Origin of the sequence: Thioalkalivibrio sp. ALE19, from assembly GCF_000428605.1 — a bacterium.
In the GTDB taxonomy this organism is placed as follows: Bacteria; Pseudomonadota; Gammaproteobacteria; order Ectothiorhodospirales; family Ectothiorhodospiraceae; genus Thioalkalivibrio.
This window is the reverse complement of sequence record NZ_KE386770.1, coordinates 56,423-78,561: the sequence shown is the minus strand read 5'-3', so window position 1 is coordinate 78,561 and position 22,139 is coordinate 56,423. Positions and strand designations below refer to the sequence as shown.

Here is a 22,139-nt window from a genome sequence, read left to right as displayed (position 1 = left end):
GGCGGACAACCGGCCCGAAGCCGGTCGGGAGAACTACCATGAACACCAACATCAATACCGAACCCACCGAATCTTCCGATGTCCCGGTTTCCCTGGACGATCTGAGGAAGGTTCTCGCTCTAGCCGAATACGGGCGCGAAGATCGATCGGAATACCTCAATTCCGAATATGGCCGCCTGGATTACGGGGATGAATTGAAGGGCGCGCTGGAGGATCTGTCCGCGCAGGAGTGCGCTTTGGGCCGTCTCGAGGCTCTGATCAATCAGTCGGCGGAGCAGGGTCACGATACGGGTGCCCTGGCGGAGAAGGATTACACCGTGGTTTTACAGCTACCGGGCTACCTGCCCGGTGTTGAAGGTGCGGATTCCGCTGTCGTCTTTGTGGGGCATGCCTGTGCCCCTAACTGGCAAAATGCAGCGATCCGTGTTCAGGATTCCGCCTTCGGGATGATCGATGGCCTCAAGGACGTGGAGGATCTCTCGATCCTAGTGGCCTTCGAGGGGCATCACGAGGACCGGACCGAGGCGAATTCGGCTCTGCGATAGTGACTGGGCCTGAGTCGCCAAGGAGCGTGAACGCTCCCAGGAGAAGATGACTCGATCTAGCCGATGGCCGGGGTGCTATCCGCGCCCCGGCTCTCTTCCCAAGCGAACCGCCCGCGTCTTTCCGGGCGGCGGATTCCCGGCCCGAAGCCGGATTGGACGTTGAATCATGCCGAACATTCCCGGTGAGTACAGTGCTGTCGAGGCGAAAAAGATCGTCGCTTCGGTTCTTTCCGAACATGGGCTCGCGTATGACCGCCTTCGCGCGCGGACCGTGAGCTTCGAGGGGCTTGGGTATGGCCGTGCGGTGTTCGTGAAACCGGTTGGCCTTCGTCTGCCCAATCCGGCGCTCAAGGCCGCCAAGAAAGACCTCCCCAAGGGGGTATGCCTGGATACCCCGCAGATCGTTCCTCCCTCGGGCGTCATCGCCTGACGTCCGGACTTCATATCCGCACCTGTAAGAAATCGACAGGCCGGGATGCTCTGGCATCCTGGCCCTGCGACACGACGAACCGCCCGCGTCCTTCCGGGCGGCGGATTCCTGGCCCTAAGCCAGTGGGAGAATCGAAATGAATAATTTGAATACCAACTCGGTGGTGGGAAGCCGCGAATACACCGTTGTTCTGAGCTTTCCGAAATTCTTTCGTGACGCTTTCGATCAAGTCCCCTGCTGGGTAGGTTTCGGATCGGGCGATGGCCCCATGAACGCGGCCGCCGAGGTCCAGAAAGCCGCTGCGGCGGCTTACCCCGAGGTCCGAGGCCCCGAATCGTTTCCCGTGATGTTCGTTTTTGAGGGACGCCACTACGACCAGGTGCGTTGCAACCCGTTTAGATGCAGCGAAGGTCCGAGCGGCGAGGCGTTCACGGACTACTGAATGCACGCCTAAAAAATCGACAGACGGATCGTTTTCGGTAATCTCATTTTTGCCAACACGACGAACCGCCCGCGTCTTTCTCGGGCGGAGGATGTGGCCCCAAGCCGCAAAACAAAAGGAGCGAAAGATGCTTGCAGAACAAGCGAATGAACTGACTTACGTTCCGCTCGATTGCCTGATGGTCGAGCCGGATTTCAACCCGCGCCGTCACTTCGACGCCGCTGCCGAAGAAGACATGAAAGCCTCGGTCGCCAGCAAGGGGATCGTGCAGCCGCTGGTGGTGCGCCCGGCAGGCGAGGAAGGGTACTACCGCGTGGTGGCCGGTGAACGGCGGCTGCGGGCGGCTCAGGCTGTTGCGCTGCCGCAGGTGCCGGTGGTCGTGCGGGACGTGGACGACGAAGAAGCCCGTGTTCTGGCGACGGTGGAAAACGTCGCCCGTGCCGATATGTCCCCGACCGAAGAAGCCGACGCCGCCCGCAAGGTGGTCTCCGCCTGTGAAGGCGACCACGCCGAAGCCTGCAAGGTGCTGGGCTGGTCGCGGAAGAAGCTGGATTCCCGTCTGCTGCTGCTCAACTGCACCGACGCGGTGAAGGATGCGCTGTCGAGGGGCGAGATCAAGAACGGCCACGCCGAACTGCTGTCCTCGCTGCCCACGGCGGTTCAGGACAACTCGCTGCCGAAGATCGTGAACGATGGCGTGAGCGTCCAGATGCTCCGCGAGCGGATCGGTGGCTACGCCCTGGAACTGGAATCCGCGGTTTTCGACCGCACCGAGTGCATGACCTGCCCGCACAACTCCAGCACGCAGGCGGGGCTGTTCGAGGAGCACATCGGGGAGGGTCGCTGCACGCTGCCGTCCTGCTTCAACGAGAAAACCGAGGCGGCGATGCAGGCCCGCAAGGCGGACCTGACGGAACAGTACAACACCGTGCGTCTGGACACCGAGGCCGAGCCGGGCACCCATACCATTCTGCTCGTCCGCGACGTGGGCGAAGTGCAGATGGCCGCGTGCAAGGGCTGCGCGAGCTTCGGCGCGATCCTCTCCACCGACCCCGACCGCATGGGTCGCGTCACCGAAGACGTGTGCTTTGACCTCAAGTGCCACAAGCAGAAGGTTGAAGCCCATGCCGAAGCGCAGAAACAGGTGGATGCGACCCCGACCGGCGAAGGCGAGGACAACGAAACCGCTGTTGCAGGGGAGACCCCGACCGCCTCGGAGAACGTGGGCCACGACGCCCCGGCTCCCGCCAGTACCGGCGCAAAGCAGGCTTCGTCGGGTGTGGGCCAGGCCCCGTCTCAGGCGGTCAAGGCCCAGCCGCGCAAGGTCATCGAGACGGTGCAGAAGATTCGTCGTGAAGTCGCCGCCAAGCGGGTTCAGGACGACCCGATTCTGCGTCGCGCCATGCTGATCGCGTCGCTGCTTCCGAAGCTGCAGGTGCCGGAGGACGCCAGCGACACGCTGAGTCACGTCACTGCCCGGGAAACAACGGCAGGCAGGATCGCCGCACTGGCGGCGCTCGATCAAACGACGCTGGATCACCTGATGCTGGAGGTCGTGACCCAGCTGACCCGCCAGCCGATGACCAATGCTTTCGATGTCGGGGTCAATGCGCCCGAGTGCGTGACGGCCTGCCTGTCCGCCGCTCCCTTCGACTGGAGCGAGCACTACGCACTGGATGCGGATTTCCTCGATGCCCTGACGAAATCCGGGATCGAGTCGGTACTGACGCAGACCGGCTTTTCGGGGGCCTTTGATGCCGCCAAGGGCGAGGGGAGCTTCAAGGCGCTCATGGGCAAGAAGAAGCCCGAAATCATCGACGGGGTGATGAACAGTGGGCTCGACCTGTCGCAGTTCATTCCCGACACCATTACCAATGGCCCGAAGGCCACGGGAGGCACGCAATGATCGCCACGATGGCAAAACTGCTGGACCGGGAGGGTGAAGTCTCGGTCGAAATCAAACGCGAGGGCGATGGCTACCGGGCCATCGTCCAGTTCCACGGGGCCGTCGCTACCCAGGACCTCTCCGACGAGGCCCAGGCGTTGCGCCAGAAGGTGGCGATGCCGCTGGTGGTTCGCGCCTCCACGCCCGAGGCGCTGGAGACGGCCCTGGCCGATCTGGCCGACCCTTTCGCGCAGACGAACCGCGACATGCGCGACACCGTGAACGACCTGATGGCCGATGCCCGTGAGGCCCGCAAAACCGCTCAGGCGGCGGAGTCCAAGAAAGCGCCCGAGAAGGGCGGCAAGAAGGAAACGACGCCACAGGCAAGCGGTACGGACACCACGACCGCGCCGAATGACACGACCGAAGAACCCACGGCGGATGCGGATAACCCGCTCGGCCTGTAAGCGAAAAGGACTCGATGATGACTGCAACGACCGAAACGATGACCCGCATCTTCCGCCTCGGGGCGACCGACTTCCCCGACCCGGACCCGCAGATGCAGCCCGATGACGTGGTGGAACTGCTGCAACGCAACAACCCGGCGATGCCGCCGTGTCAGTTGGGCGAGCGCAGTGTCGAGGGTAACCGGCTGGTGTTCACGCTCGACAAGGAACCGGCCAAGACGAAGGGGTAGGGGGATGGAAGACGTGCGCGAAACCCTGGAAGCGTGGCGGACGATGCCCGTAGAGACGGATCAGGAGGCTCCGAATGTCGGAGCCTCCTCGCCGGATGCGGAAACGCCGGAGCCGGTTCCCCAAAGGCTTCTCGTCCAAGCACCCAGCATCCTGAAGCGTTTCCCGGCGTCCATCCCGGCCCATGTTCCACCGGAACACATGGAGCCCATCTAGGGAGGCACTATGCAGATTCCTTCGATCCCGGCAGAAGCCTGGGCGAAAACCGTGCGCAACCTGAACCCGGACCCGTTCGCGCCGATACACAAGCGCGTCTTCGGGGAGTGTCTGACGATGGGGCTGGACGATGGCGTTCTTGATGAAGGCGTCGTCCAGACCGCGCTCCAGGGAGAAGATACGAATCGCCTGTGCGAACTGACCGGGCAGGCGGTTCGCCACCGACTCGGTGTATCGTCGAAACCGGAAGATCCGAGATATACGACGCTGTTTTCCATTTCGACCGATATTCCCTCCTTCAATCCAGACGTGCAGCCGGGGAGCGTGGTTCTTGAGCATTCGGGCTTTGAGCCGGACATCCTGGACTTCTCGATGGAGGCGCTGACGCGGGAGGACCCGAACAAGGCGCAGGATGTCCTTCTGGTTCTGGCGGTACTGGAACGTTTTTTCCCTGGCCTCCAGACGGGTTCGGATGTCGCGCACCTGGCGTGCGACATGGATGAGCTGGCAATGGAGTTTTCCGATCGCGCGCATAATCGGTTGAGCAACCCGGAAAACGCGACGGAATCCATTCTGGACGGGCTTCGAGACGAGTGGGAAGACGCCTGTGTCGGTATTGTCGGGGAGCGTCCGGACGACGAAATGTTTGAGCATGTCAAAACGCTCTATCTTCTGGCTCACGCGGCTCCTTCGGCGCTTTACGAGCCGCTCTTTTCTCTGCGTGCGGATGCTTCACGCGTTGATGCGATGTTCGAGGCTCGCCATGATCGGGGTGGCAGTGAATTGGATGCTCTGGTGGAGCGCGCCCATGCGCTATGGTTGATGGCGGATCGCGTGGACGAGGAGCGTTCCCGTGGGCCGGAACGGGTCATCCCTTATAGCCTCGGGGCCGGTCTTCTCGTTCTGGATACGGATCAGGAGGCTCGGCTGAAGGATGCCGCCGTGGAGGTTGCCGATTCCTTCCTGCGGATGGATATGGAAGCCGGCGAAGACAGGGATGCGGTCGCGTTCTCCCTGGAGCCGCAGCGGTGGGGCGAAACCCTTGATGTGCTTCGCCATATTCTGGACGCCAAAAGTCTCCTTCACGATTTGGCCGTTGCGCTGCGAAAAATTGACGAACCCGACAAGAGCGATAGCCTGAGTCCGTGAATCGAGCAACCGCACTTCATGCGGCGGAACCGGCCCGTAGCCGGATCGCAGGAGCCGAACGATGGCCTTAACCCCGACCTCTGCAATCCTCTTCCACGAGGAATCGGGTCAGCACCCCGCAACGGCGGGTCTGCAAGAACATGGCATCCAACTGGGTTACAGCTTCGGAAGCCCCAGCGTGCGTGGGCTTGCCACCGTGCATTCGGTCTATACGTCCGAGGGTGCGCCCCCGGCGCTGGGCGCGGGACGGGCACTCTCACGGGAGGATGCTCGGGACTTCCTTCGGGCGTTGGCAGGCGAACCCGATGAACCGTTCGACACCCTGGAAGATTTCCTCGACGGATCGGTGCTCTACAGCACCTCGAGGCTCCGGGTCTGGTTCGTGCCTCGTCGCAAACGGACGATGTATATCCGTCGCTCCGCTTCCTCCGAGGATCTTCGGCTGAACGTTTTCTGGCCGTCGCTGGTGTTCGCCGCAAACTCCGCCGGCCAGCTGTACCTGGCTGCGACGGCAGGGGTGGCTCGCCCCACTCCTCAGACGCGGCTGTTCCACCCGCCGCTGATGAACATTTATGAGCGAGGTGAAATCTGTCGCGGTTCGATTCGGACCCCGAGTCATCCGGTTTCTTCGTATGCGATGAAGGAATGGGAAGAAGCGGTATTCCAGACGTGGTTCACCCACGTTAATCACGACGCCACCTTCGCCTCCAGAGACTCGGTGAACACCGCCGAACACATCCAACGCTGGCGGTCGCTTGAGCAGGCCGGACGGAGCCCCAGGGTGTCCGAAATGGCGGAAATGGGGTGTACGTTGGCCCCGTGGGTTCGTTTTGTGGGGGAGCGTTCGTGATGATGACGAACAAGTTGACGGTTCCCGATTCCTGGCTCCATGAGCCCATCCCTGTGACGCTGGTTGGCGCGGGCGGCACCGGCTCGGAGGTTCTGGACGGCCTGGTGCGAATGCACCACGGTCTCGTCGGCCTTGGTCATCCGGGACTGAATGTCCGGGTGTACGATGGCGATACCGTGAGCGCGTCGAACATCGGCCGCCAGCGATTCGGCCCACGGGATGTCGGTCAGAACAAGGCCGTCACTCTGGTCTCCCGCTACAATCTGTTTTTTGGCCTCGACTGGGAAGGCGTGCCGATGATGGCGGACCCGGAAACGCTGAGGGGTGATCGGTGCGGCCCATGGGTGATGCCTCTGCTCGTGACTTGCGTGGACCGGGCCTCTTTCCGCGTCGCATTGGCCGACCACTGGACGGGTCGGGGTTCTCCGATGGGGCCGCCGCCCCTTCTCTGGCTGGATATGGGCAATGGGCAGCACCGAGGGCAGGTGGTTCTGGGGCATCTGGCCCGGGACGATCACCGTAGGCCGGAGTTCAAGCTGCCGCACATCGTGGATCTGTACCCGGAAATGCGGGACCAGCCCGACGACGACGCGCCTTCGTGCTCGATGGCCGAGGCGCTGGCGTCGCAGGACCTTTGGGTGAACAAGTACGCCTCGATGGGCCTCTCCCTGATCTGGAGCCTGATCCGGGAGGGCGAGATCGACCATCACGGCATGTTCTTCGACTCCCGGCAGGGCTCCATGCAACCCCTGCACATTGATCCGGCCACCTGGTCGATGTTCGGGTACACCGCCCCCGAGGCAACGGGCGTGTCGGATTGACGGCGGCGCCATGAGGGAATTATTTTGCCCCTTCCCCCTCCGGGGTAGACCCCGGAGACAAGCCGGCCTCCACGGGCCGGCTTTTCTTTTGGGCGACCTCCGCTGCCCCCCAGACTTCCAGGATACCCACGAAAAAGGGCGACCCGAATGGATCGCCCTCGATCGACTTCCCGATACGACCATCGTTTCAGGGCCGACTGACCTCCATGGCCTTCAGGATGGTCGATTTTTTCAGGCGGACCACGACGCCGCTCACGTCCAGTGCCCGCCAGATGTTTTTTCGACGGCGGAGGCGGATCTTCTCGAAGCGATGCCCCATGTTGTAATTGCCACCTGAGACCAGGGGGTCGCTGAACCGGATCACCGTCCCGACTGGTAGCGCCCCCGCTTCCGCATCCTTGAGGCAGGCCGCGCGCCACTCCCGCATACGCTCCAACGAGTCTTCGTGGACATACGGAGCGAAGTCCTCCACGGGGCTCAACTGGTCCAGGATGCGCTTCGGACAACTGCACTGGCGCGGGAACATGGACTCCTGCATTTCCTTGCGGCAGAACGCTTCTTCTTCGCTCCGTGGTGCGATCTTGAGAGCAACGACGAATGCCATCACCAGTCGGTCCGATTCCCCGTGTTCGTTCGAGACGGGGACTTCCGCCGCGGCGTAATACGCATCTGAAACTTTCAGGGCGGAATCGAGGATTTTCACATCCGGTCCGCAGATATTCCGATCCAGGTATTTCTTGATGCCCTCAAATGGCATCGGCCCGCACAACCATCCCATATTTCATACTCCTTTCGGCTTCGCGCCGTTTGCTCGTGATCTTCATTTTCATTGTACATCTTCGTCTTTCTTTCGCCATTTTTTATTGCGCCTTTCTTTCGTCAGTGCCAGGATTGCTCGCAAACCGAAAGGAGAATTGCGATGGCGGAAAATACGAATATCGAGTGGGCACACCACACCTTCAATCCGTGGATCGGCTGCACCAAGGTCGGTCCCGGCTGCGACAACTGCTACGCCGAACGCTGGGCGTCGAATCGGGCCTCGAAGCCGGTTCACTGGGGTCCTGGCGAGCCCCGGCGACGCACGGCGGAGAGCAACTGGAACACGATCCGCCGTCTCGAGCGCCGCAACGCGGAGGCCGGCACCCGTGAGCGGGTCTTCGTCGCTTCGCTGGCGGACTGGGCCGACCGGGAAGTGCCGGACGAATGGCGCCGGGACCTGTTCGACCTGATTGCGGAATGTCCGTCGCTGGATTTCCTGCTGCTGACCAAGCGCATCGGGGTCGCGCGCCGGATGCTGCCCTGGATGGCATCGGGTTCCGATGGAACGCCGTGGCCGAATGTATGGCTGGGGGTGACCGTTGCCAACCAGGAGGATGCCGAGCGGGACATCGACAAGCTGCTGGCGACGCCCGCGACGATGCGCTTTCTGTCGATGGAGCCGCTGGTGGGCCCGGTGGATCTGGATCGGGCAATGCCGGCGGACGCCGCCATCGACTGGATCATTGTCGGCGGCGAATCGGGGCCGAACGCGCGCCCGATGCATCCAGCCTGGGTGGAGGCGATCCGCGACCAGTGCCAGGCACGCGCCATCCCCTTCCTGTTCAAGCAGTGGGGCGAGTGGTCGCCGCAGGGCCCGCTCGTCATGGAGGTGGAGGCCGCCTCGAATCCGGACGATCGAGTGGTCGTTCTGAACGAACACGGGGAGTTCGGTTCAGCCGTGGCCGGGGCTTCGCACCTCAGCGGGTCTTGGCCGCACATCATGCTTCACGTCGGCAAGAAACGGGCGGGGCGTGTGCTCGGCGGCCGGCACTGGGACGAAGTGCCGACGTCGCCCTGCGAGGTTCTGGAGGAACCGGCATGAAACGTGAAATGACTGAACGTAAAGGGGTAGCGAATTTGCGGCCCGGTCAAGGCCATTTCTTCATTCTCGGGGCGCCCGACCCTGAAATGTTCCGCATCGAACGTGTTCTGGAGATCGGTTCCCGTTTAGGCCTGGTCGCCGGGTATGGGCGTGCGCTTTTTGAGGGTGACCCCGTCCACACAAAAAGCGCGTACAGCGCGACCGGTGTTGCCGTAACGGTGTCGTCAGAAACACCGTTGGTTCTGGTCGAGTGTGATTTCCAGTCGGAACCTCCCGGCACAGTGGTTCATCGTATTGATCATCATCATCCCGGTGATCCGGGGTTCGATATGGGTCCAACCGAATTCTGGCGCGGCTCTTCGATCGGGCAGGTTGTGGAATACCTCCATCGTCTGTCTTCCGCAAATCCAGAAACGACCTATGCTCTGGGAAAAGCACTGATGCCGCTCGACGAAGACCTTCGATATGCTGCCGCTGCGGATCACTCCCTCCCTCATGCCTACCATGGCCATTGCCCCGGTATTGATCCCGATCGCCTTGAGCAGTGGCGTATTTTATCCCGCGCGCATCTGCAGGGTCGCCCTGCGGGGCAAATACGTTATTCGTTCAAGAAGGGGCGTTCCAAGATTCGTTCGGCCATGCAGAATCCGGAAACCTCCCTGACCATTGCGGGTAAGCCCGTAGCGATCATCCATGGTTATGTTCCGGGCATCAAAGATGCCTCGGCTCAGTTGGGCATACCTGTCGAACACCATGTTAAGCACAGACAAACGGGGATCCCCAAGGTGGGTATCTTTGGGGCTCCCCCCGGCGTGGTTGAGGCCTGGATGTCGGAGCGCGCTCCGTCTCTCGGTCTCCAAGATATCTATGGTGCGCCTCTGCGCGGTTATGCCGGAGGGTATGGGAGATCGCCTGCATGAACCACGACGAACTTACCGCGCTGGCGGTCAAATGGCTGCGTCGGCCGCGAAACCGAGATCGATCTGAAACGCGAAAACCGGCGCCTGGAAGCTAGGCTGAACCGCGTGTCGAAATCGCCGTCCTAGCGATCCGGCCGTGCTCCGGAACCTGTAAAACGAGACAAGGCGCTTCTCGACGGTATGCTGATGTTCGGATTACCGGCGGCAACCGGTTCAGCCGCATGGAGAAATCGACATGAATTGGGACTTGTTTGCTTTCGTAGCTATTTGCATCTTGTTCGGTGTAGTGGTGACCCTGCTGATTTCCGATGATGACGATGGCTTGCCTATTATGCGCACGGGGCTCGTGCTCACCATCATTTTTTGGTTCGCTGTGTATTGGTTATCCAACCAGGAGATCGGCCAGGACCGCTATGCGGTGCTTTTCTCCATTGCCGACGAAAGCGAAGAAATTCATGATCGCGTCCGATCGCTGTTCGAGACGGGCTGCTGGAAACAAGAAGATTGCATCGCTCGCTGGGAATACCAAAAGATCATGGACGACATCGTTGAAGAACAAGAAGAAGAGAGTATGGGGCAAGCAAAAAGTCGGCTCATGGAATCCATCCGTGGCGAGAACGAACATGAGTGAGGACGTTCCTGCTTGATGGGCGTAGGGCGGCCCCGAACAGGTGTTCCCCTCGAAACCGGCGCCTGGGAGCAAGATTGAACTGGACGCCGAGCTTGCCGCCCTCGCGTTTCGATCGTGCCCCAGTTCCCGAGAATTCGACAAGGCGGTTCTTGATGGCATACTGGGAACCGAATCAAAGGCGAACCGTCCGCGCCTCTCCCGGACGGCGGATCACCGGCCCGCAGCCGGCGAGGACTCGAGAATGGCAAAGCGCAAGATCGAAGTCGGATCCCAGCTGATCTATCACACCATCGTTTCTCAGGCCGGGTCTTTCGACAAGGCACTGCTCGAATTCGTCATGAATTCAGTGGATGCCGAGGCCGCTTCCATGTCCATTGAAATGGATACGAATGGATTCCGTGTAACGGATGATGGGAAAGGCATTCAGCGTATTCAGGATGTCGAAACCTGTCTCGGCACACTGGGCTTTGAGCATGACAGCACGGAAAGCAGGGTCTTTGGGAAATTCGGCGCCGGGCGCTCCCAGTGCTGGAGCTTTGCGCCGACCACCATGCGGACCGGCTCCTACCGCATGGATGTGGATATCAAGAACTGGGGTCTCGAATATGAACTGCTCGAAGATCAGGAGCCGGTCGACGGTTTTCTGGTGACGGGGCAGTTCTATGAGCCGATGTCCCTCTCCGAAGTCGAAAGAACGGAGACGAACCTTTCGGAAATGGCTCGGTATATCTCCATGCCCGTCTATTTCAACGGGAAACGTCTCAACAAGCCACCGGAAAACGAGAAGTGGACGCTGGAGACCGAGCAGGCCCGGATCCGTCTGGACCAGAGCAGCAGCCTGCATGTGTACAACCTCGGTGTTCTGGTGTGCCGCTACAACTCCCACGAGTTCGGCTCGGGCGGGGTCGTGGTTTCCAACCAGCCGCTGCAGGTGAATCTCGCACGCAATGCGATCCTCGAGTCGATGTGCGATGTGTGGAAGGCCATCAAGAAGGATATCCGCAAAGCGGTCGGCAACAAGCCGAAGAAGTCCAAGAGCCTGAACGATTCCGAACGCGAGTATTTCCTGCGTCAGCTGAAATCCGGCGATATGACGCTGAGCGATGATGGAGCCGAGGATCTGCGTCTTCTGCAGGACGTGACCGGCAAACGCCATCGGATCGGGCGGCTCCGTAACCTGCAGATGGTGACGTTCCCGCCGAGCCGGGAAGACGAGCGCCTGGCGGCGCGGGTGCATGAGAAGGGCAGTGCGTTCGTTCTGCACCCGCAGATGCTGTCCATGCTGGGGCTGTCCGACCCGTCGCCGGAGGAAGTTCAGGCGGCACTGGAATCCATCCAGTACGTTACCCCGGGCCCTTGCGTGGGTGGGCCCTTTCACTCCGCGTTTCAGGGCCGCGTGGAGTCCTTCGACACCTTCCGTGACCAATTCGATGCCGGGCATGATCTGCTGGACGACAGGAAGGATCTGAGCAAGGTCGAGCGGTGCGCGATCAAGGCGGTTCGGGATATCTCACGCCGTGTGGCTTCGATGTTTACCCGAATCAATGGGACCCCCATGAACCCCCGTCGGATCTATTTCGGGGTCAGCGAGACCGCCGAGGCGTGGACGGATGGCGAGACCTACATCGCCATCGACCGCGAAGTCGTGAAAGAACTGCGTCGTGGATACACCGGCGTTGTCCGGGTGCTGAACCTGCTCGTCCATGAATACTGTCATGACAGTGCGGATCTTACGGGGCATTCGCACAGCCCGGAGTTCTTCGAACTGTACCACGAGGTAACGCTGTCTCCCTCCTATGGGCGCATGGTTCAGGATCTGCTCAAGGCCTATCACAATGCGCTGAAAAAGGCCGGCCTCAAACCGACCAAGCACATGACGGACTCCTTCGATCTGGATCTCAACGTTGCCAGCATCGAAGACCCCGAGGATCGCGCGATTGCCTGACCCTTTCGGAATCCCGCACCACCCATATAAGACGGGCCAAGGAAGGCCCGTTTTTTCGTTCGTGGAACCCTTCGGCGCATCGGATTTTCAGATAAAGAAATCGACCGCATCGAGCGTTTCGATATACTGGATTCGAACTTCAAGAAGGAGCTTCCCATGCCCCGAGTCAGCAAGGTTGTCACCCGCAACGGTGACGAAGGAAATACCAGCACCGCCGACCGTCGCCATATCCGCAAGAGTTCGGAGCGGATCGAGGTGATCGGGACCATCGACGAACTGAACGCCCTGGTCGGCCTGCTGCGTTGCGCAATCCCCTCCGGCGAGGATTCGAGCGAAGACGATGAATTCCTCGAGATCACGCAGAACCACCTGTTCAACATCGGCGGTGGTCTGGCGATGGGCGAGTCCATGATGCCGGCCGACGCGGTGGAAATGCTCGATAGCGAGATCGAAGCGCACAATGATGAACTTCCCCCTCTCAAGGAATTCGTGCTTCCGCAGGGCTCGGAGGCCACGGTGCGGGCGCATGTGTGCCGTACGGTGACCCGTCGCGTGGAACGCAGTCTGGTACGTCTGGTGGATCAGGAGGACCTGCCCGCCGCGGTGGAGGCTCTGCCGTATATCAACCGGCTGTCGGATTACTTCTTCGTGCTGTCCCGGAGCCTGTCCGCCGCGGCCGGTGCCACCGAAGCCCAGTGGTCCAAGCCACCGAAGCCCGAAACGAACTGAGTCCTGAATGGACGCCGGCCCGAAGCCGAAGGAGAAGCCGATGATCACTGATAATCCCCCGACCGCCCGCAAAACGCTTCGCGACATTCGCGCCAGCCTGCCGACCCGTACCTTCGCCGGCTTCACCTGGCCGCGCGTGCGAGCAATCGAGCCCCGTGCTCCGCTCGCCGCACGCCTGGACCGTTACAAGCGCCGGACCCGTCTCACCAAACATTACGATGTAGCCGACCTTCGCTATGCGGGGCAGGGCGCCGTGTTATTTCTGGACAGCGATCTCGCCCCCGGCCTGCGCTGGAAATGGTGCGACGAAGTATCCGACGCGATCTGCCCCACGGGATGGTTCACGGATCCCGGCGATGAAGATGAAACGATCCGCGGGATCGTGATGCGCCTGCCTCACGGCCGGGGATTTTTGGCCGGCTGGTCGATGGGTGAGGGCATGCCCAGCGTGTTCGACGAGGAGATCCACCACGACGAAACCGACGCGGCGCACGCGGCCGATAACATGGCCGAGCGCGCACGCGAGTATCAGGAGGGAATGGACGCTGAGTTCGTGGAGGCCTGAATCCGGGCGATGCTTGAATCCGGCCGGAAACTGGGGGTGCGTACCGTGAAACGCGAAATCACAAGCGCCTTGCTGGGCCTCGCGGGTTTGCCGCTGCCCCCCTGTCGTTTCAGGGGGGGTATCCGCCAAATGTCGCTCCCGGGGATTGGTTCAATCGCCCCGACGTGCATAATGGTATTCGGGTTTCCACGGAAGGAGCATGCCATGACCCCCATTAGCTGGGATCGCAACCTCGAACTGGGCATCGATGCCATCGATGAACAGCACAAGCGCATCTTCGACTATCTCCAGCAAGTCGACCACGCCATCGCCACCGGGGATAAACAGGAGGTGGAGTCTGTCGTGAATGGCCTGCTGGACTATACCCAATCACACCTGGTGTTCGAGGAAGGGCTGATGGAGAAGGCTGAGTACCCAGCCCTGGAGGCGCACCGTCAGGTTCACCAGGCGTTCGCCGGACGCATCCAGAAGCTGCGCGAGGAGCTGGACAAGGGGTTGGACCCTCTGGGGGTTGCGCGCAAGATCCGCTCCGACCTGGGCCTCTGGCTGCTGAATCACATCAAGCGCGACGATCAGGACTATGTGCCGTACGTCCGCCCGATCCTCGAAGGCGGCTGGCTCTCGCGCTGGAAGCAAAAGATTTTTGGCTGAGGGAATCCATCCGACTTGAAGAAACGGGCCGCCCCCTCGGGGATGCGGCCCGTTCTTTGTTCAGAGACCCACTGTTCCTGCATATTGAAGCCTCCATCGCCTGGTTTTACACCCGGAAACGCTCCACACGTTGATGCAGTTCAGCGGACAGCCGGGAAAGTTGCTCGCTGGCTGTTGCCACCTGACTGGAGGCGCTGAGGCTTTCGTCCGCCGTCGTGCTGATGGTCTGCAGGTTACGGTTGATCTCTTCGGACACGGTGCTCTGTTGCTCCGACGCGCTGGCGATCTGGGTCGTCATCTCGTCAATCGTCCGGATTGACTCCGTCAGCTGGTTCAGGCGATCACGCACGCCGTGAACTTCCTCCACAACACTAAGGGCGCTGTTCTCGTTCCCCTCCATGGCGCTCACCGCCTGCTGCACTCCGCCCTGAAGGTTCTGGATGATTTCGCTGATACGTTCGGTGGACTCATGCGTGCGCCCTGCGAGCGTGCGGACCTCGTCGGCCACCACGGCAAATCCACGACCGGATTCGCCGGCCCGTGCCGCTTCGATCGCCGCATTGAGCGCCAGAAGATTGGTCTGTTCCGTGATGTCCTGAATCATCTTGAGGATCTGGCCGATCTCTTCGCTCTTCTCGGCCACGTCACGCACGGCATCCGCCGAGGAATGGATTTCGGAGGACAACCGATCCACTGCTTCGGCGGTTCCCTGGGACGACTGGTTCGCTTCGGTGACGGACTTCTCACCGGCGCTCGCTGCGTCCGCTGCGGACTGAGTATTGTTGGCGACCTCAGCAACGGTCGCCGCCATTTCATTCATCGCGGTGGCGACCTGGTCGGTCTCGTCCTTCTGCCGGGACACATCGTTGCGGGTCTGTTCCGCCACTGCCGCCAGTTGGTTCGTTGCGGAGGCCACCTGATCTCCGGAATCCACAATCTGACGGATCAGGGTTCGCATGTCCTCGCCCATGGTATTGAAGGCTTCGGTGGCCCTGCCAATTTCGTCATGCCCCCGTACCGGCAGCGGTTCACCTCTCATGTCCCCGTCGGCCATTTCCACGGCGCGTTCACGCAGAGCGTCGATGGCCCGCACCAGGTAGCTCGCCAACAGGACCGCCAGCATCAAGCCGGCGAGAACGGCGGCCGTTGACGCGCCGATCATGATCCCGGCGGATCGAACCTGTGCGTCCTGAGCCTCCTCGACCATGTCCTGGCTTTCCGACTCCATGACCTCCTGGAGATCCTGGAGGCCTTCTTCCATGGTCTCCAGATGCGTGACGGTCTCCCGGGTGTACTTCTCCTGGGCCTCACTGTCGTTGCCTTCGCGTGTCGCCTCCGTGATGGGATGGGCGCTGGCGTGCATCTGGTAGTGCGGTTCTTCGAGCCGATCGAATGCCCGCTGAAACTCCGGGCTCGACATTTCGTAGGCATCGGATTCCTGGAAGTCGTAATACCACTGTCCGAAAGCGCATTGGGTATGGTCCAGCTGCCCGGTGAATTCGTCCCCGGTCAGAATGGACTGTGACAGTTCCATCCCCCATCGAACATGGTTGTTCTCCATCTGAAGCTGGAACTGGACATCCTCCATCCGTTCCAGGGCGTCTTCGTATTGCGCTGCGGTATAACGATCACCGGCCAGACTGGTGAAGGCCATGAAGATCATCAGCATCAGGACGACGCCAAAGGCGAGTCCCAGCTTGGTGCGCAGTTTCAGGTTGGCGATCCATCGCATAGGGGGGATCCTTGGCTGGTCTTCAATTACAGAAACTCTTAGAGTGCCCGATTCTCTGGGCGTAACACCTTACCATGGTATCTTCTTTTCTTTAAGAGTTGAAGATATTGACCATCTGCGGTTTTCCATTACCCTTGCCCCGGTCAAGATCGCATATAACAACCGACCGATGGGGGTGGCAATGCAAACGCCCGAACAGCGCATCCAGCGCATTCTGAAACTCATGCGTCAGAAAGAAGATGAACGGGCTTTCCAGGTATGGCTGGGCGTTCCGAAACGACAGCGAACCGAGGTTCGCCAGGGTCTCGGGGATCTGGCGGTGCGCAAACTGGAGGAGCGCCAGCAGGCGCTGGACGCACGCCGCCGACAGCGACAGGCCGATCTGGAGCGCCAGCAGGCCGAACGGTTGGACCAGGCCAAACAGATGGAAGCCGAGCGCCAACAGGCCTGGGAAGCCTTCCTGGAACGACTGGAGAATGTTCGATCGGAACAGGGGGATGCAGCCCGGATTGCCGCGGCATCCGAATATCTCCAGCGGTCCATGGATCCTCACCTCGATGCCGACGAGCAAACCCGTTGCCGTGAGCTTCGCCGGGAGGCGATGTGGGGTTCCCGGGTTCGCGAAGCCCTCGGCTGTTCCCGGGGCGAACTGGACCGCTGGGACCAGGATGGACGTCTGCCGCACGCCTTTTCAGCCTCCGTGAATATCGGCCCGAAAACCGTACAGGGCCGGAAGTGGTACCGCGAAGATGTGGAGGGCGCGAAGGCGTTGTTGGAAGAGTGGCGGGCGTTCGACCGGGCGCGTCGCTCGAAAAAAACGAACCCGGACTGGATCCCCCGGCGCCGGACGGTCGAATCCGAATCGTGAGCGGTGGGTCTTCCGATCCCCAGAAATCGACAGCCGGATCGATTTTGCTAATCTGACCCTGAAATCAACGGAACCGGCTCGGAGCCGGAAGGAGAATAATCATGGCACTGCGTATCAAAGGCACGGAAACCGTGCTTCAGGGAACCAAGGAAGTGATTGAAGGCATCGCCCTGGTGCAAGGCATCGAGGAAGACGGTACGCCGATCTATGCAGGGGAAACTAAGGTCAACTGGGATTCCCAGCGGTTCGCGCTGGAAGATGGAAAGGTGATCTGGGTCACCGAGGATGACGAAGAGATCGCCCTCAGCCCTGACCAGATCGAGAACGCCCCGGACGAATAGGAGGCGATGTCGCCATATACAGCAACGACCATAACCGAGAACATGGGTGAAGGCGTTGGGTTTCTGATTGCCGCCGTGGTGCTTTTCGGTGGTTCACTGGAGTCGTCTGGGCTCCTGACTCGCCGGCCGGCAAGGCCGTAGCGGGTATTGGTTTCAGCCTGACTGCTTGGAGAAGAGGAGAGGTAAACAATGAGTAATTCGTTCGCGGAAAGTACAAGAGACGCTGGCGCAGGATCGAGGACTCCATGGGTTTTCGCCGATATACTGGCGGTTGTGCTAATAACAAGCATAATCGCAGGGGGTATTTACATTGGTACATCTCAGGAACCGTCGTCTCTGGCTTCATCCCACCATGTCGCGATGGCCGAGGCAAACACCAATGCACGGGCGCTGCTGGACGACCTGCGCCCGCTTCTCGACGACGAAAAGGCCGATATCCGGCCCGTGCTCGTAGCAGGCGGGTTTAGCGACAAGGTGGCAAATGTCATCACGGCGTCCGGGATTGACGCTGCGGCCATTATGTCAGACAAAGATGTGCTCACCGGTCCCGAGTTGAGGGCCATCCTGCGAGCGGCCATCACGGCCACCCAGCCTGCAACAGATGCCCTCATGAATGCCGAAACGGACGCCAAGGAAAATCGCCTGGGGCAGGCGCTCGGGGTGGGCAAATAGTGTCATTGGAGAAGAAATTTTCATGACGCCTCTCACCAGTCCCAAGCCGACGCTTTCTACGCCACCAAGGCGTGGCTTCTGCTGACACACGAACAGCGCCTTGGGTTGGTGGAGGGGATCTTCGAAGAGCTGGATGGCTGGGTTCGCCGCCATCTACGCAAGATCCTGTGGCGGCAATGGAAACGCCCGTTTATACGGGCCAAGAGACTGATGCGTCTGGGCGTAACGGAGGAACGGGCCTGGAAGAGTGCCACGAACGGGCGTGGCCCTTGGTGGAACTCGGGTGTATCGCACCTGAACCAGGCTCTTCCGAAGAAGCTCTTTGATCGTCTTGGACTGGTGTCGCTGGTGGATCAATACCATCGGCTCAAATGTGCTGCATGAACCGCCATGGTACGGAACCGTATGCCCGGTTGTGTGAGAGGACGGCGGGGGTAACTCCGCCTCCTACTCGATCCTGGGGGGGGGCTGGGGGTGTTCGGTCGCGACCGGGGAGAATGTCAAGGTGCGACCACCTGGAGACCCTGGAGGGGTTGCTGAGCGGTTCAATCACCGTTTTTCCCTGTCCTTCCTGGACCGCTTCATCCCAAATTGCCTGCCACGGGGCATCTGGGCGGTATGTGCTCAGGTCCGGGTCGGCTGTGGCAATTCGCAGCATGTCCGTGCTCCTTTTGGTCGGGATCAGGGGTGCACCCGCGCATGACACAAGGGCGCGGTTCAGGTAGAGGGTCACGAAAGAGGAAAGCGTTTACCTTCCAAGAAGGGTCGGGCCGGTGCGTTGACCGGGAGACCCGCGTTCGTAAAATCGACAGGCCGAGGCGATTCGCTACACTGGAGCCTCAATCAACGGAACCGGCCCGCAGCCGGAAGGAGCAACATGATGACTCAGGCAGCACCGAATGAATCGACCGATACCCTCTGGTTCGTGAATTACACGGATCAGCCCGTGGACGGTCCTGCGCGTACCACCACTACGGAGATGCGTGACTCGCTTGATAAGGCGCGCGCTGTCGCCAGGGCGCGTCCTGAGCGCCAGGGCTATATCACCGCGCACACCTCGCGGGGGCATTCGTTCACCTGTGAAGGTGATCGGGTGGTACTGATCGAGACCTTCGGTGGTTTCGAGCCGAGCGCGCAGGAGGCCCGGATGATCGAGGCCGAGACGGGCCAGCCCTTCACCCCGATGCCTGCCGGGGCCGTGGCGGCCGTGGCCTAGCACGGCCGCCAGCGGAGATCGCCAATGTCCACGTCACCACGCTTCTACGCCGGCATCGGGTCCCGGGCAACGCCCGTGGACGTGCAGGACCTGATGCGCCGTTCCGCCCGGGCGCTGGCGGCGCGGGGGTTCGTGCTGCGCTCTGGTGGGGCCGAGGGCGCCGATCAGGCCTTTGAGGCCGGGGCGGATGATTTGCGTGGCGCAAAGACCATCTATCGCCCGGAGGACGACCTGCCGGACTGGGCCTTTGCCACCGTGGACCGATACCACCCGGCGCCGGAGCGCCTGAAACGCTGGGGTCGGCGCCTGATGGCCCGGAATGCGCTGCAGGTGCTGGGTCCGCACGGTGACGACCCAGTGGCGTTCGTGCTCTGCTGGACGCCCCGGGCCGAAGGCAGGGGCGGTACCGGGCAGGCGTTGCGGATCGCGGCGGACTTCGGTATCCCGGTGTTCGACCTGGCACGGCCCTCGGTGCGCCGCCGGGTCGAGCGTTTTCTGTCCGGAACGGGAGAGGAGGTCTCGCGATGATGCCGGTCAAGCAGGTGCTCGAAAATCTCTGCCACAAGGATCCGCGCCACCCGCTGTACGCGCAAAATTACGGATGGATGGAGCCGGATGAAATCCCGCCGGCACGCACCGGGTGTGCCTGCGACAACTGCCATACCGGACGCGATGCGCTGGCCGAGGATCTCCTCTTCTGGTTTCAGCGAAACGCCATGGCGGAAGATGCGCTTTTCGAACTCGCCTATCTTCCCAATGAAACAACGATCGATGATGCGCGGACACTGGCGCGGTCCTCAATCCTTTCGATGAACGGATCGCTGGATCGCTGGGACGATCCCGTGGATTAACCTTCACCAAGAAATCGACAAGCGGCTTTCGCCTGTTATGGTGAAGTCGTGTTTAACGGAAACCGGCTCCAGGCCGGAAGGAGTATTTGCAATGGGTATGGATATGGTTGGCTACATGGCGTTCGGGCCGAGCCGTCTCGAGGTTGCCTCGTCGGCCGATTCCGGCGCCACGATGGACGCGCTTCGCGGCAAGGTGATGGAGGTTCGGAAGGATATTGCGTTGATGGTCGAGGGCGAGTCGCCTGATGATGTTGACATCAAGTTCTCGGATGAGTGGATTGTGGCGTTTGAAATGGCGGATGATGGCGATGTCCCCGATGAAATTCCCTCGATCTTTCACCCTTCGGATGCTGAAGTCACGGACGACGAAATCCTCAAGGAAGTCGAATCGCTGAACGACCTGTGGGAGAGCGCACAATATGCCCGCGACGCGATGATCCGTAATCTGGCAGAAGATCGGGAAGTGGGTGAGAGCCAGCGCATCATCGTCTCGGCCGGCGAACCCACCTGGGGTGACGAACCCGTAGGCTCCGGTTTTCAATCGCTGAAGGATCTGGTGGCGCATCCTTTTGCGGAACCACTGGGGATCGACTGATGGAGCTGAAGGGTTACGAGTTTCCTTCGCTGGATCGGCTGGCCGAATACCTTTCGGCCAGCCCGCTGGCGCACCGTAACCTTCGACTGTCGAAGTCGGGCACCTATGTCGGTGACGGCCGCCTGGTGGCGAAATACGCGTTGATTCCGAACCTGCATGCCATCACCCACGAGATCGCGCACGTCATCGACTTCTACCGCTGCGGTGCCATCGAGCGGTGCGGGGTGCTCGGGTTCGGCATGGGGTATCCGGAAGTCGAAGTGCTCGGGCAGCGTTTCCCGCAGCCGGAAACGACGCGCGCTCTGCGCTGCGAACTGCGGGTGTTCGCCATTCAGGCGCATCTGCTGTTCGGCGTCCTCGAGGTTTCGGGGCTGGATGAACTCCATGGTTTCTTCGAGGACTCGGCGCATACGCTGGCGACCAGCGCTTACGCGATGGAAGATGTGTTTGCGGTTCCTCGGCGCCGGGGCATCACGCGGAAAGCGCGGGCAGACCATGATCGGGTGAACGGCCGCTACCAGCGGGGCGAGATCGACTATCCGACCTACAGTGATGCCGGCCTGCTCTCGTACTGTGTGCGGACCTACGAGCGGGACCGCTTCGAGTACGCCCTGAAGTACCTGGTGCGGGACTATCAGAACGACACGCCCGAACGCGTGCTGGCGGACTACCGGGCGGCGATGGAACATTCGATTTTCGAGGAAGCGGGGGTCAAGGAGAAGAAGGCGGCATGATGGATCCAGGCATGACGCATGGCAGCGTTCCCTATCGGCTGACCGGGCCGAGCGAGCCGGTGATTGAAGGTTGGGGTCGGCGCGAATACGCCCGTGCTCACGGCCATGTGCAGAAGATCCGCGAATACCTCGGTCGAGTGGGTCGGGGCGAAGTCGGCCTTGGCGCGTTCGGCGGGCCGGCGCCGCTCGCGTGGGAGGTGCTCTTCCAGGACCCCGATCATGAGCGGGACGCGCACGGCCTCCCGAAAGCGATCCCGGCGATTTTCCGCCAGAGCGATGAAGTCTCGGTGGATGATCTCGTCCGGGAGCTGGGCAATCTGGTGGTGTGCTGGCGTGACGCCCAGCGGGCCGAGGACAGCAGGGTCATCCCGGTCCGTTCAAACGAAATCGTCGTGATGGCCGGGGACGGGGTCGTGGAAGGGGCGCCCAAGGGCGAAGGCTATCGGGCCCTGGAGCAACTGTCGCGGCATCCACTCTCGCGGTACCTGGAGATTCGATGATGGCTGAACCTGCAATCCGCCAGCCCCCTGAAGGCTTCGATCGCTGGATGGTCGAGCATGGTGGATACCGGCATCCCCGCCAGCTTCCCGACGGGAGCTATGCGGGCCTCATCCCGTTGCTCTATACCACGGGGCTGTGCCTCGGGGTCACCGAGGGCGGCTATCTTCGCCGGTACTGCTACGAAGACCCGGAGCGCGCTCTGGAGGCGCTGGAACATCTGGAGTCGGTGGAGGATGAACCGCTGGACGGGTGGGTGGCCCGGCGGGATCCGTATGGTCTGGACGCGGGATAAAG

30 protein-coding genes are annotated in these 22,139 nt (G+C 61.3%); 28 read left to right on the top strand and 2 right to left on the bottom strand.

The features are described 5' to 3' along the window. Positions 1-38: 38 nt before the first annotated feature. The 10 genes from F787_RS0114550 to F787_RS0114505 all read left to right on the top strand — a co-directional run bounded on the left by F787_RS0114550 (position 39) and on the right by F787_RS0114505 (position 7,033). Positions 39-545: a hypothetical protein gene (locus F787_RS0114550; protein WP_028492662.1), complete on the top strand. Its 507-nt coding sequence runs from the start codon at positions 39-41 to the stop codon at positions 543-545. 166 nt (positions 546-711) lie between these two features. Then, positions 712-975: a hypothetical protein gene (locus F787_RS0114545; protein ID WP_019023066.1), complete on the top strand. Its 264-nt coding sequence runs from the start codon at positions 712-714 to the stop codon at positions 973-975. 136 nt (positions 976-1,111) lie between these two features. Continuing rightward, positions 1,112-1,417 (top strand): hypothetical protein, encoded by a 306-nt coding sequence (locus F787_RS0114540; RefSeq protein ID WP_051246196.1) that lies wholly within the window; start codon positions 1,112-1,114, stop codon positions 1,415-1,417. Positions 1,418-1,508: 91 nt separating this feature from the next. Beyond that, positions 1,509-3,323, top strand: a complete 1,815-nt coding sequence (locus tag F787_RS0114535; RefSeq protein WP_081694164.1) for a PRTRC system ParB family protein — start codon at positions 1,509-1,511, stop codon at positions 3,321-3,323. Continuing rightward, the gene (locus F787_RS0114530) at positions 3,320-3,769 is read left to right on the top strand and encodes a hypothetical protein (RefSeq protein WP_028492659.1); all 450 of its coding nucleotides are present in this window, start codon (positions 3,320-3,322) and stop codon (positions 3,767-3,769) included. Before F787_RS0114535 ends, F787_RS0114530 begins: the two co-directional genes overlap by 4 nt. A gap of 17 nt (positions 3,770-3,786) precedes the next feature. Continuing rightward, the gene (locus F787_RS0114525; RefSeq protein WP_019023111.1) at positions 3,787-3,999 is read left to right on the top strand and encodes a PRTRC system protein C; all 213 of its coding nucleotides are present in this window, start codon (positions 3,787-3,789) and stop codon (positions 3,997-3,999) included. Between the two features lie 4 nt (positions 4,000-4,003). After that, positions 4,004-4,213 carry a hypothetical protein gene (locus F787_RS0114520; RefSeq protein ID WP_028492658.1) on the top strand — a complete coding sequence of 70 codons (210 nt, stop codon included), beginning with the start codon at positions 4,004-4,006 and terminating at the stop codon, positions 4,211-4,213. Positions 4,214-4,222: 9 nt separating this feature from the next. After that, positions 4,223-5,362: a hypothetical protein gene (locus tag F787_RS0114515; RefSeq protein WP_028492657.1), complete on the top strand. Its 1,140-nt coding sequence runs from the start codon at positions 4,223-4,225 to the stop codon at positions 5,360-5,362. Positions 5,363-5,423: 61 nt separating this feature from the next. Continuing rightward, positions 5,424-6,212, top strand: a complete 789-nt coding sequence (locus F787_RS0114510) for a PRTRC system protein B (protein WP_019023073.1) — start codon at positions 5,424-5,426, stop codon at positions 6,210-6,212. Then, complete coding sequence (locus tag F787_RS0114505) at positions 6,212-7,033, top strand: PRTRC system ThiF family protein (RefSeq protein WP_028492656.1); 822 nt, start codon at positions 6,212-6,214, stop codon at positions 7,031-7,033. The genes F787_RS0114510 and F787_RS0114505 overlap by 1 nt, the downstream gene beginning before the upstream one ends. A 187-nt stretch (positions 7,034-7,220) precedes the next feature. Here F787_RS0114505 and F787_RS0114500 read toward each other — a convergent pair whose 3' ends face one another. Further along, positions 7,221-7,811: a hypothetical protein gene (locus F787_RS0114500; RefSeq protein WP_028492655.1), complete on the bottom strand. Its 591-nt coding sequence runs from the start codon at positions 7,809-7,811 to the stop codon at positions 7,221-7,223. A gap of 141 nt (positions 7,812-7,952) precedes the next feature. Between F787_RS0114500 and F787_RS0114495 the strand changes: the two genes are divergently transcribed. The 7 genes from F787_RS0114495 (at position 7,953) to F787_RS0114465 (ending at position 14,335) form a co-directional block, all read left to right on the top strand. After that, the gene (locus F787_RS0114495; RefSeq protein ID WP_028492654.1) at positions 7,953-8,894 is read left to right on the top strand and encodes a phage Gp37/Gp68 family protein; all 942 of its coding nucleotides are present in this window, start codon (positions 7,953-7,955) and stop codon (positions 8,892-8,894) included. After that, the gene (locus F787_RS16685) at positions 8,891-9,814 is read left to right on the top strand and encodes a hypothetical protein (protein WP_231373469.1); all 924 of its coding nucleotides are present in this window, start codon (positions 8,891-8,893) and stop codon (positions 9,812-9,814) included. Before F787_RS0114495 ends, F787_RS16685 begins: the two co-directional genes overlap by 4 nt. 235 nt (positions 9,815-10,049) lie before the next feature. Further along, complete coding sequence (locus tag F787_RS0114485) at positions 10,050-10,445, top strand: hypothetical protein (RefSeq protein ID WP_028492652.1); 396 nt, start codon at positions 10,050-10,052, stop codon at positions 10,443-10,445. A gap of 241 nt (positions 10,446-10,686) precedes the next feature. Beyond that, positions 10,687-12,390 (top strand): ATP-binding protein, encoded by a 1,704-nt coding sequence (locus tag F787_RS0114480; RefSeq protein ID WP_028492651.1) that lies wholly within the window; start codon positions 10,687-10,689, stop codon positions 12,388-12,390. A gap of 156 nt (positions 12,391-12,546) precedes the next feature. Then, positions 12,547-13,119, top strand: coding sequence for a cob(I)yrinic acid a,c-diamide adenosyltransferase (locus tag F787_RS0114475; protein WP_019023102.1), 573 nt, complete (start codon positions 12,547-12,549; stop codon positions 13,117-13,119). 7 nt (positions 13,120-13,126) lie between these two features. Next, the gene (locus F787_RS15900) at positions 13,127-13,684 is read left to right on the top strand and encodes a hypothetical protein (RefSeq protein WP_051246194.1); all 558 of its coding nucleotides are present in this window, start codon (positions 13,127-13,129) and stop codon (positions 13,682-13,684) included. A 204-nt stretch (positions 13,685-13,888) separates the two neighbouring features. Beyond that, the gene (locus tag F787_RS0114465; RefSeq protein ID WP_028492650.1) at positions 13,889-14,335 is read left to right on the top strand and encodes a bacteriohemerythrin; all 447 of its coding nucleotides are present in this window, start codon (positions 13,889-13,891) and stop codon (positions 14,333-14,335) included. 106 nt (positions 14,336-14,441) lie between these two features. On the opposite strand, the gene F787_RS0114460 is transcribed toward F787_RS0114465, so the two are convergent. Beyond that, on the bottom strand, positions 14,442-16,067 hold the full coding sequence (locus tag F787_RS0114460) for a methyl-accepting chemotaxis protein (protein WP_028492649.1): 1,626 nt from the start codon (positions 16,065-16,067) through the stop codon (positions 14,442-14,444). Positions 16,068-16,110: 43 nt separating this feature from the next. Between F787_RS0114460 and F787_RS0114455 the strand changes: the two genes are divergently transcribed. From F787_RS0114455 to F787_RS0114410, 11 genes are all read left to right on the top strand, one after another. Next, entirely contained in the window at positions 16,111-16,935 is an 825-nt protein-coding gene (locus F787_RS0114455; protein WP_155989638.1) for a hypothetical protein, read from the top strand. 101 nt (positions 16,936-17,036) lie between these two features. Beyond that, a complete protein-coding gene (locus F787_RS0114450; protein WP_028492647.1) occupies positions 17,037-17,276 on the top strand; it encodes a hypothetical protein in 240 nt (79 codons plus the stop codon). Positions 17,277-17,636: 360 nt separating this feature from the next. After that, positions 17,637-17,948 (top strand): hypothetical protein, encoded by a 312-nt coding sequence (locus F787_RS0114445; RefSeq protein WP_028492646.1) that lies wholly within the window; start codon positions 17,637-17,639, stop codon positions 17,946-17,948. 108 nt (positions 17,949-18,056) lie between these two features. Continuing rightward, positions 18,057-18,332, top strand: coding sequence for a group II intron maturase-specific domain-containing protein (locus F787_RS16680; protein WP_231373468.1), 276 nt, complete (start codon positions 18,057-18,059; stop codon positions 18,330-18,332). Positions 18,333-18,828: 496 nt separating this feature from the next. Then, complete coding sequence (locus F787_RS15895) at positions 18,829-19,164, top strand: hypothetical protein (protein WP_155989637.1); 336 nt, start codon at positions 18,829-18,831, stop codon at positions 19,162-19,164. Between the two features lie 24 nt (positions 19,165-19,188). Next, complete coding sequence (locus F787_RS0114435; RefSeq protein WP_028492645.1) at positions 19,189-19,692, top strand: hypothetical protein; 504 nt, start codon at positions 19,189-19,191, stop codon at positions 19,690-19,692. Beyond that, entirely contained in the window at positions 19,689-20,015 is a 327-nt protein-coding gene (locus F787_RS0114430) for a hypothetical protein (protein WP_028492644.1), read from the top strand. Before F787_RS0114435 ends, F787_RS0114430 begins: the two co-directional genes overlap by 4 nt. A 91-nt stretch (positions 20,016-20,106) precedes the next feature. Beyond that, complete coding sequence (locus F787_RS0114425; protein WP_028492643.1) at positions 20,107-20,610, top strand: hypothetical protein; 504 nt, start codon at positions 20,107-20,109, stop codon at positions 20,608-20,610. Beyond that, complete coding sequence (locus tag F787_RS0114420) at positions 20,610-21,344, top strand: hypothetical protein (protein WP_028492642.1); 735 nt, start codon at positions 20,610-20,612, stop codon at positions 21,342-21,344. The genes F787_RS0114425 and F787_RS0114420 overlap by 1 nt, the downstream gene beginning before the upstream one ends. Continuing rightward, complete coding sequence (locus F787_RS0114415; RefSeq protein WP_028492641.1) at positions 21,341-21,844, top strand: hypothetical protein; 504 nt, start codon at positions 21,341-21,343, stop codon at positions 21,842-21,844. Before F787_RS0114420 ends, F787_RS0114415 begins: the two co-directional genes overlap by 4 nt. Further along, positions 21,844-22,137, top strand: a complete 294-nt coding sequence (locus F787_RS0114410; protein WP_231373467.1) for a hypothetical protein — start codon at positions 21,844-21,846, stop codon at positions 22,135-22,137. The genes F787_RS0114415 and F787_RS0114410 overlap by 1 nt, the downstream gene beginning before the upstream one ends. Positions 22,138-22,139 lie beyond the last annotated feature (2 nt).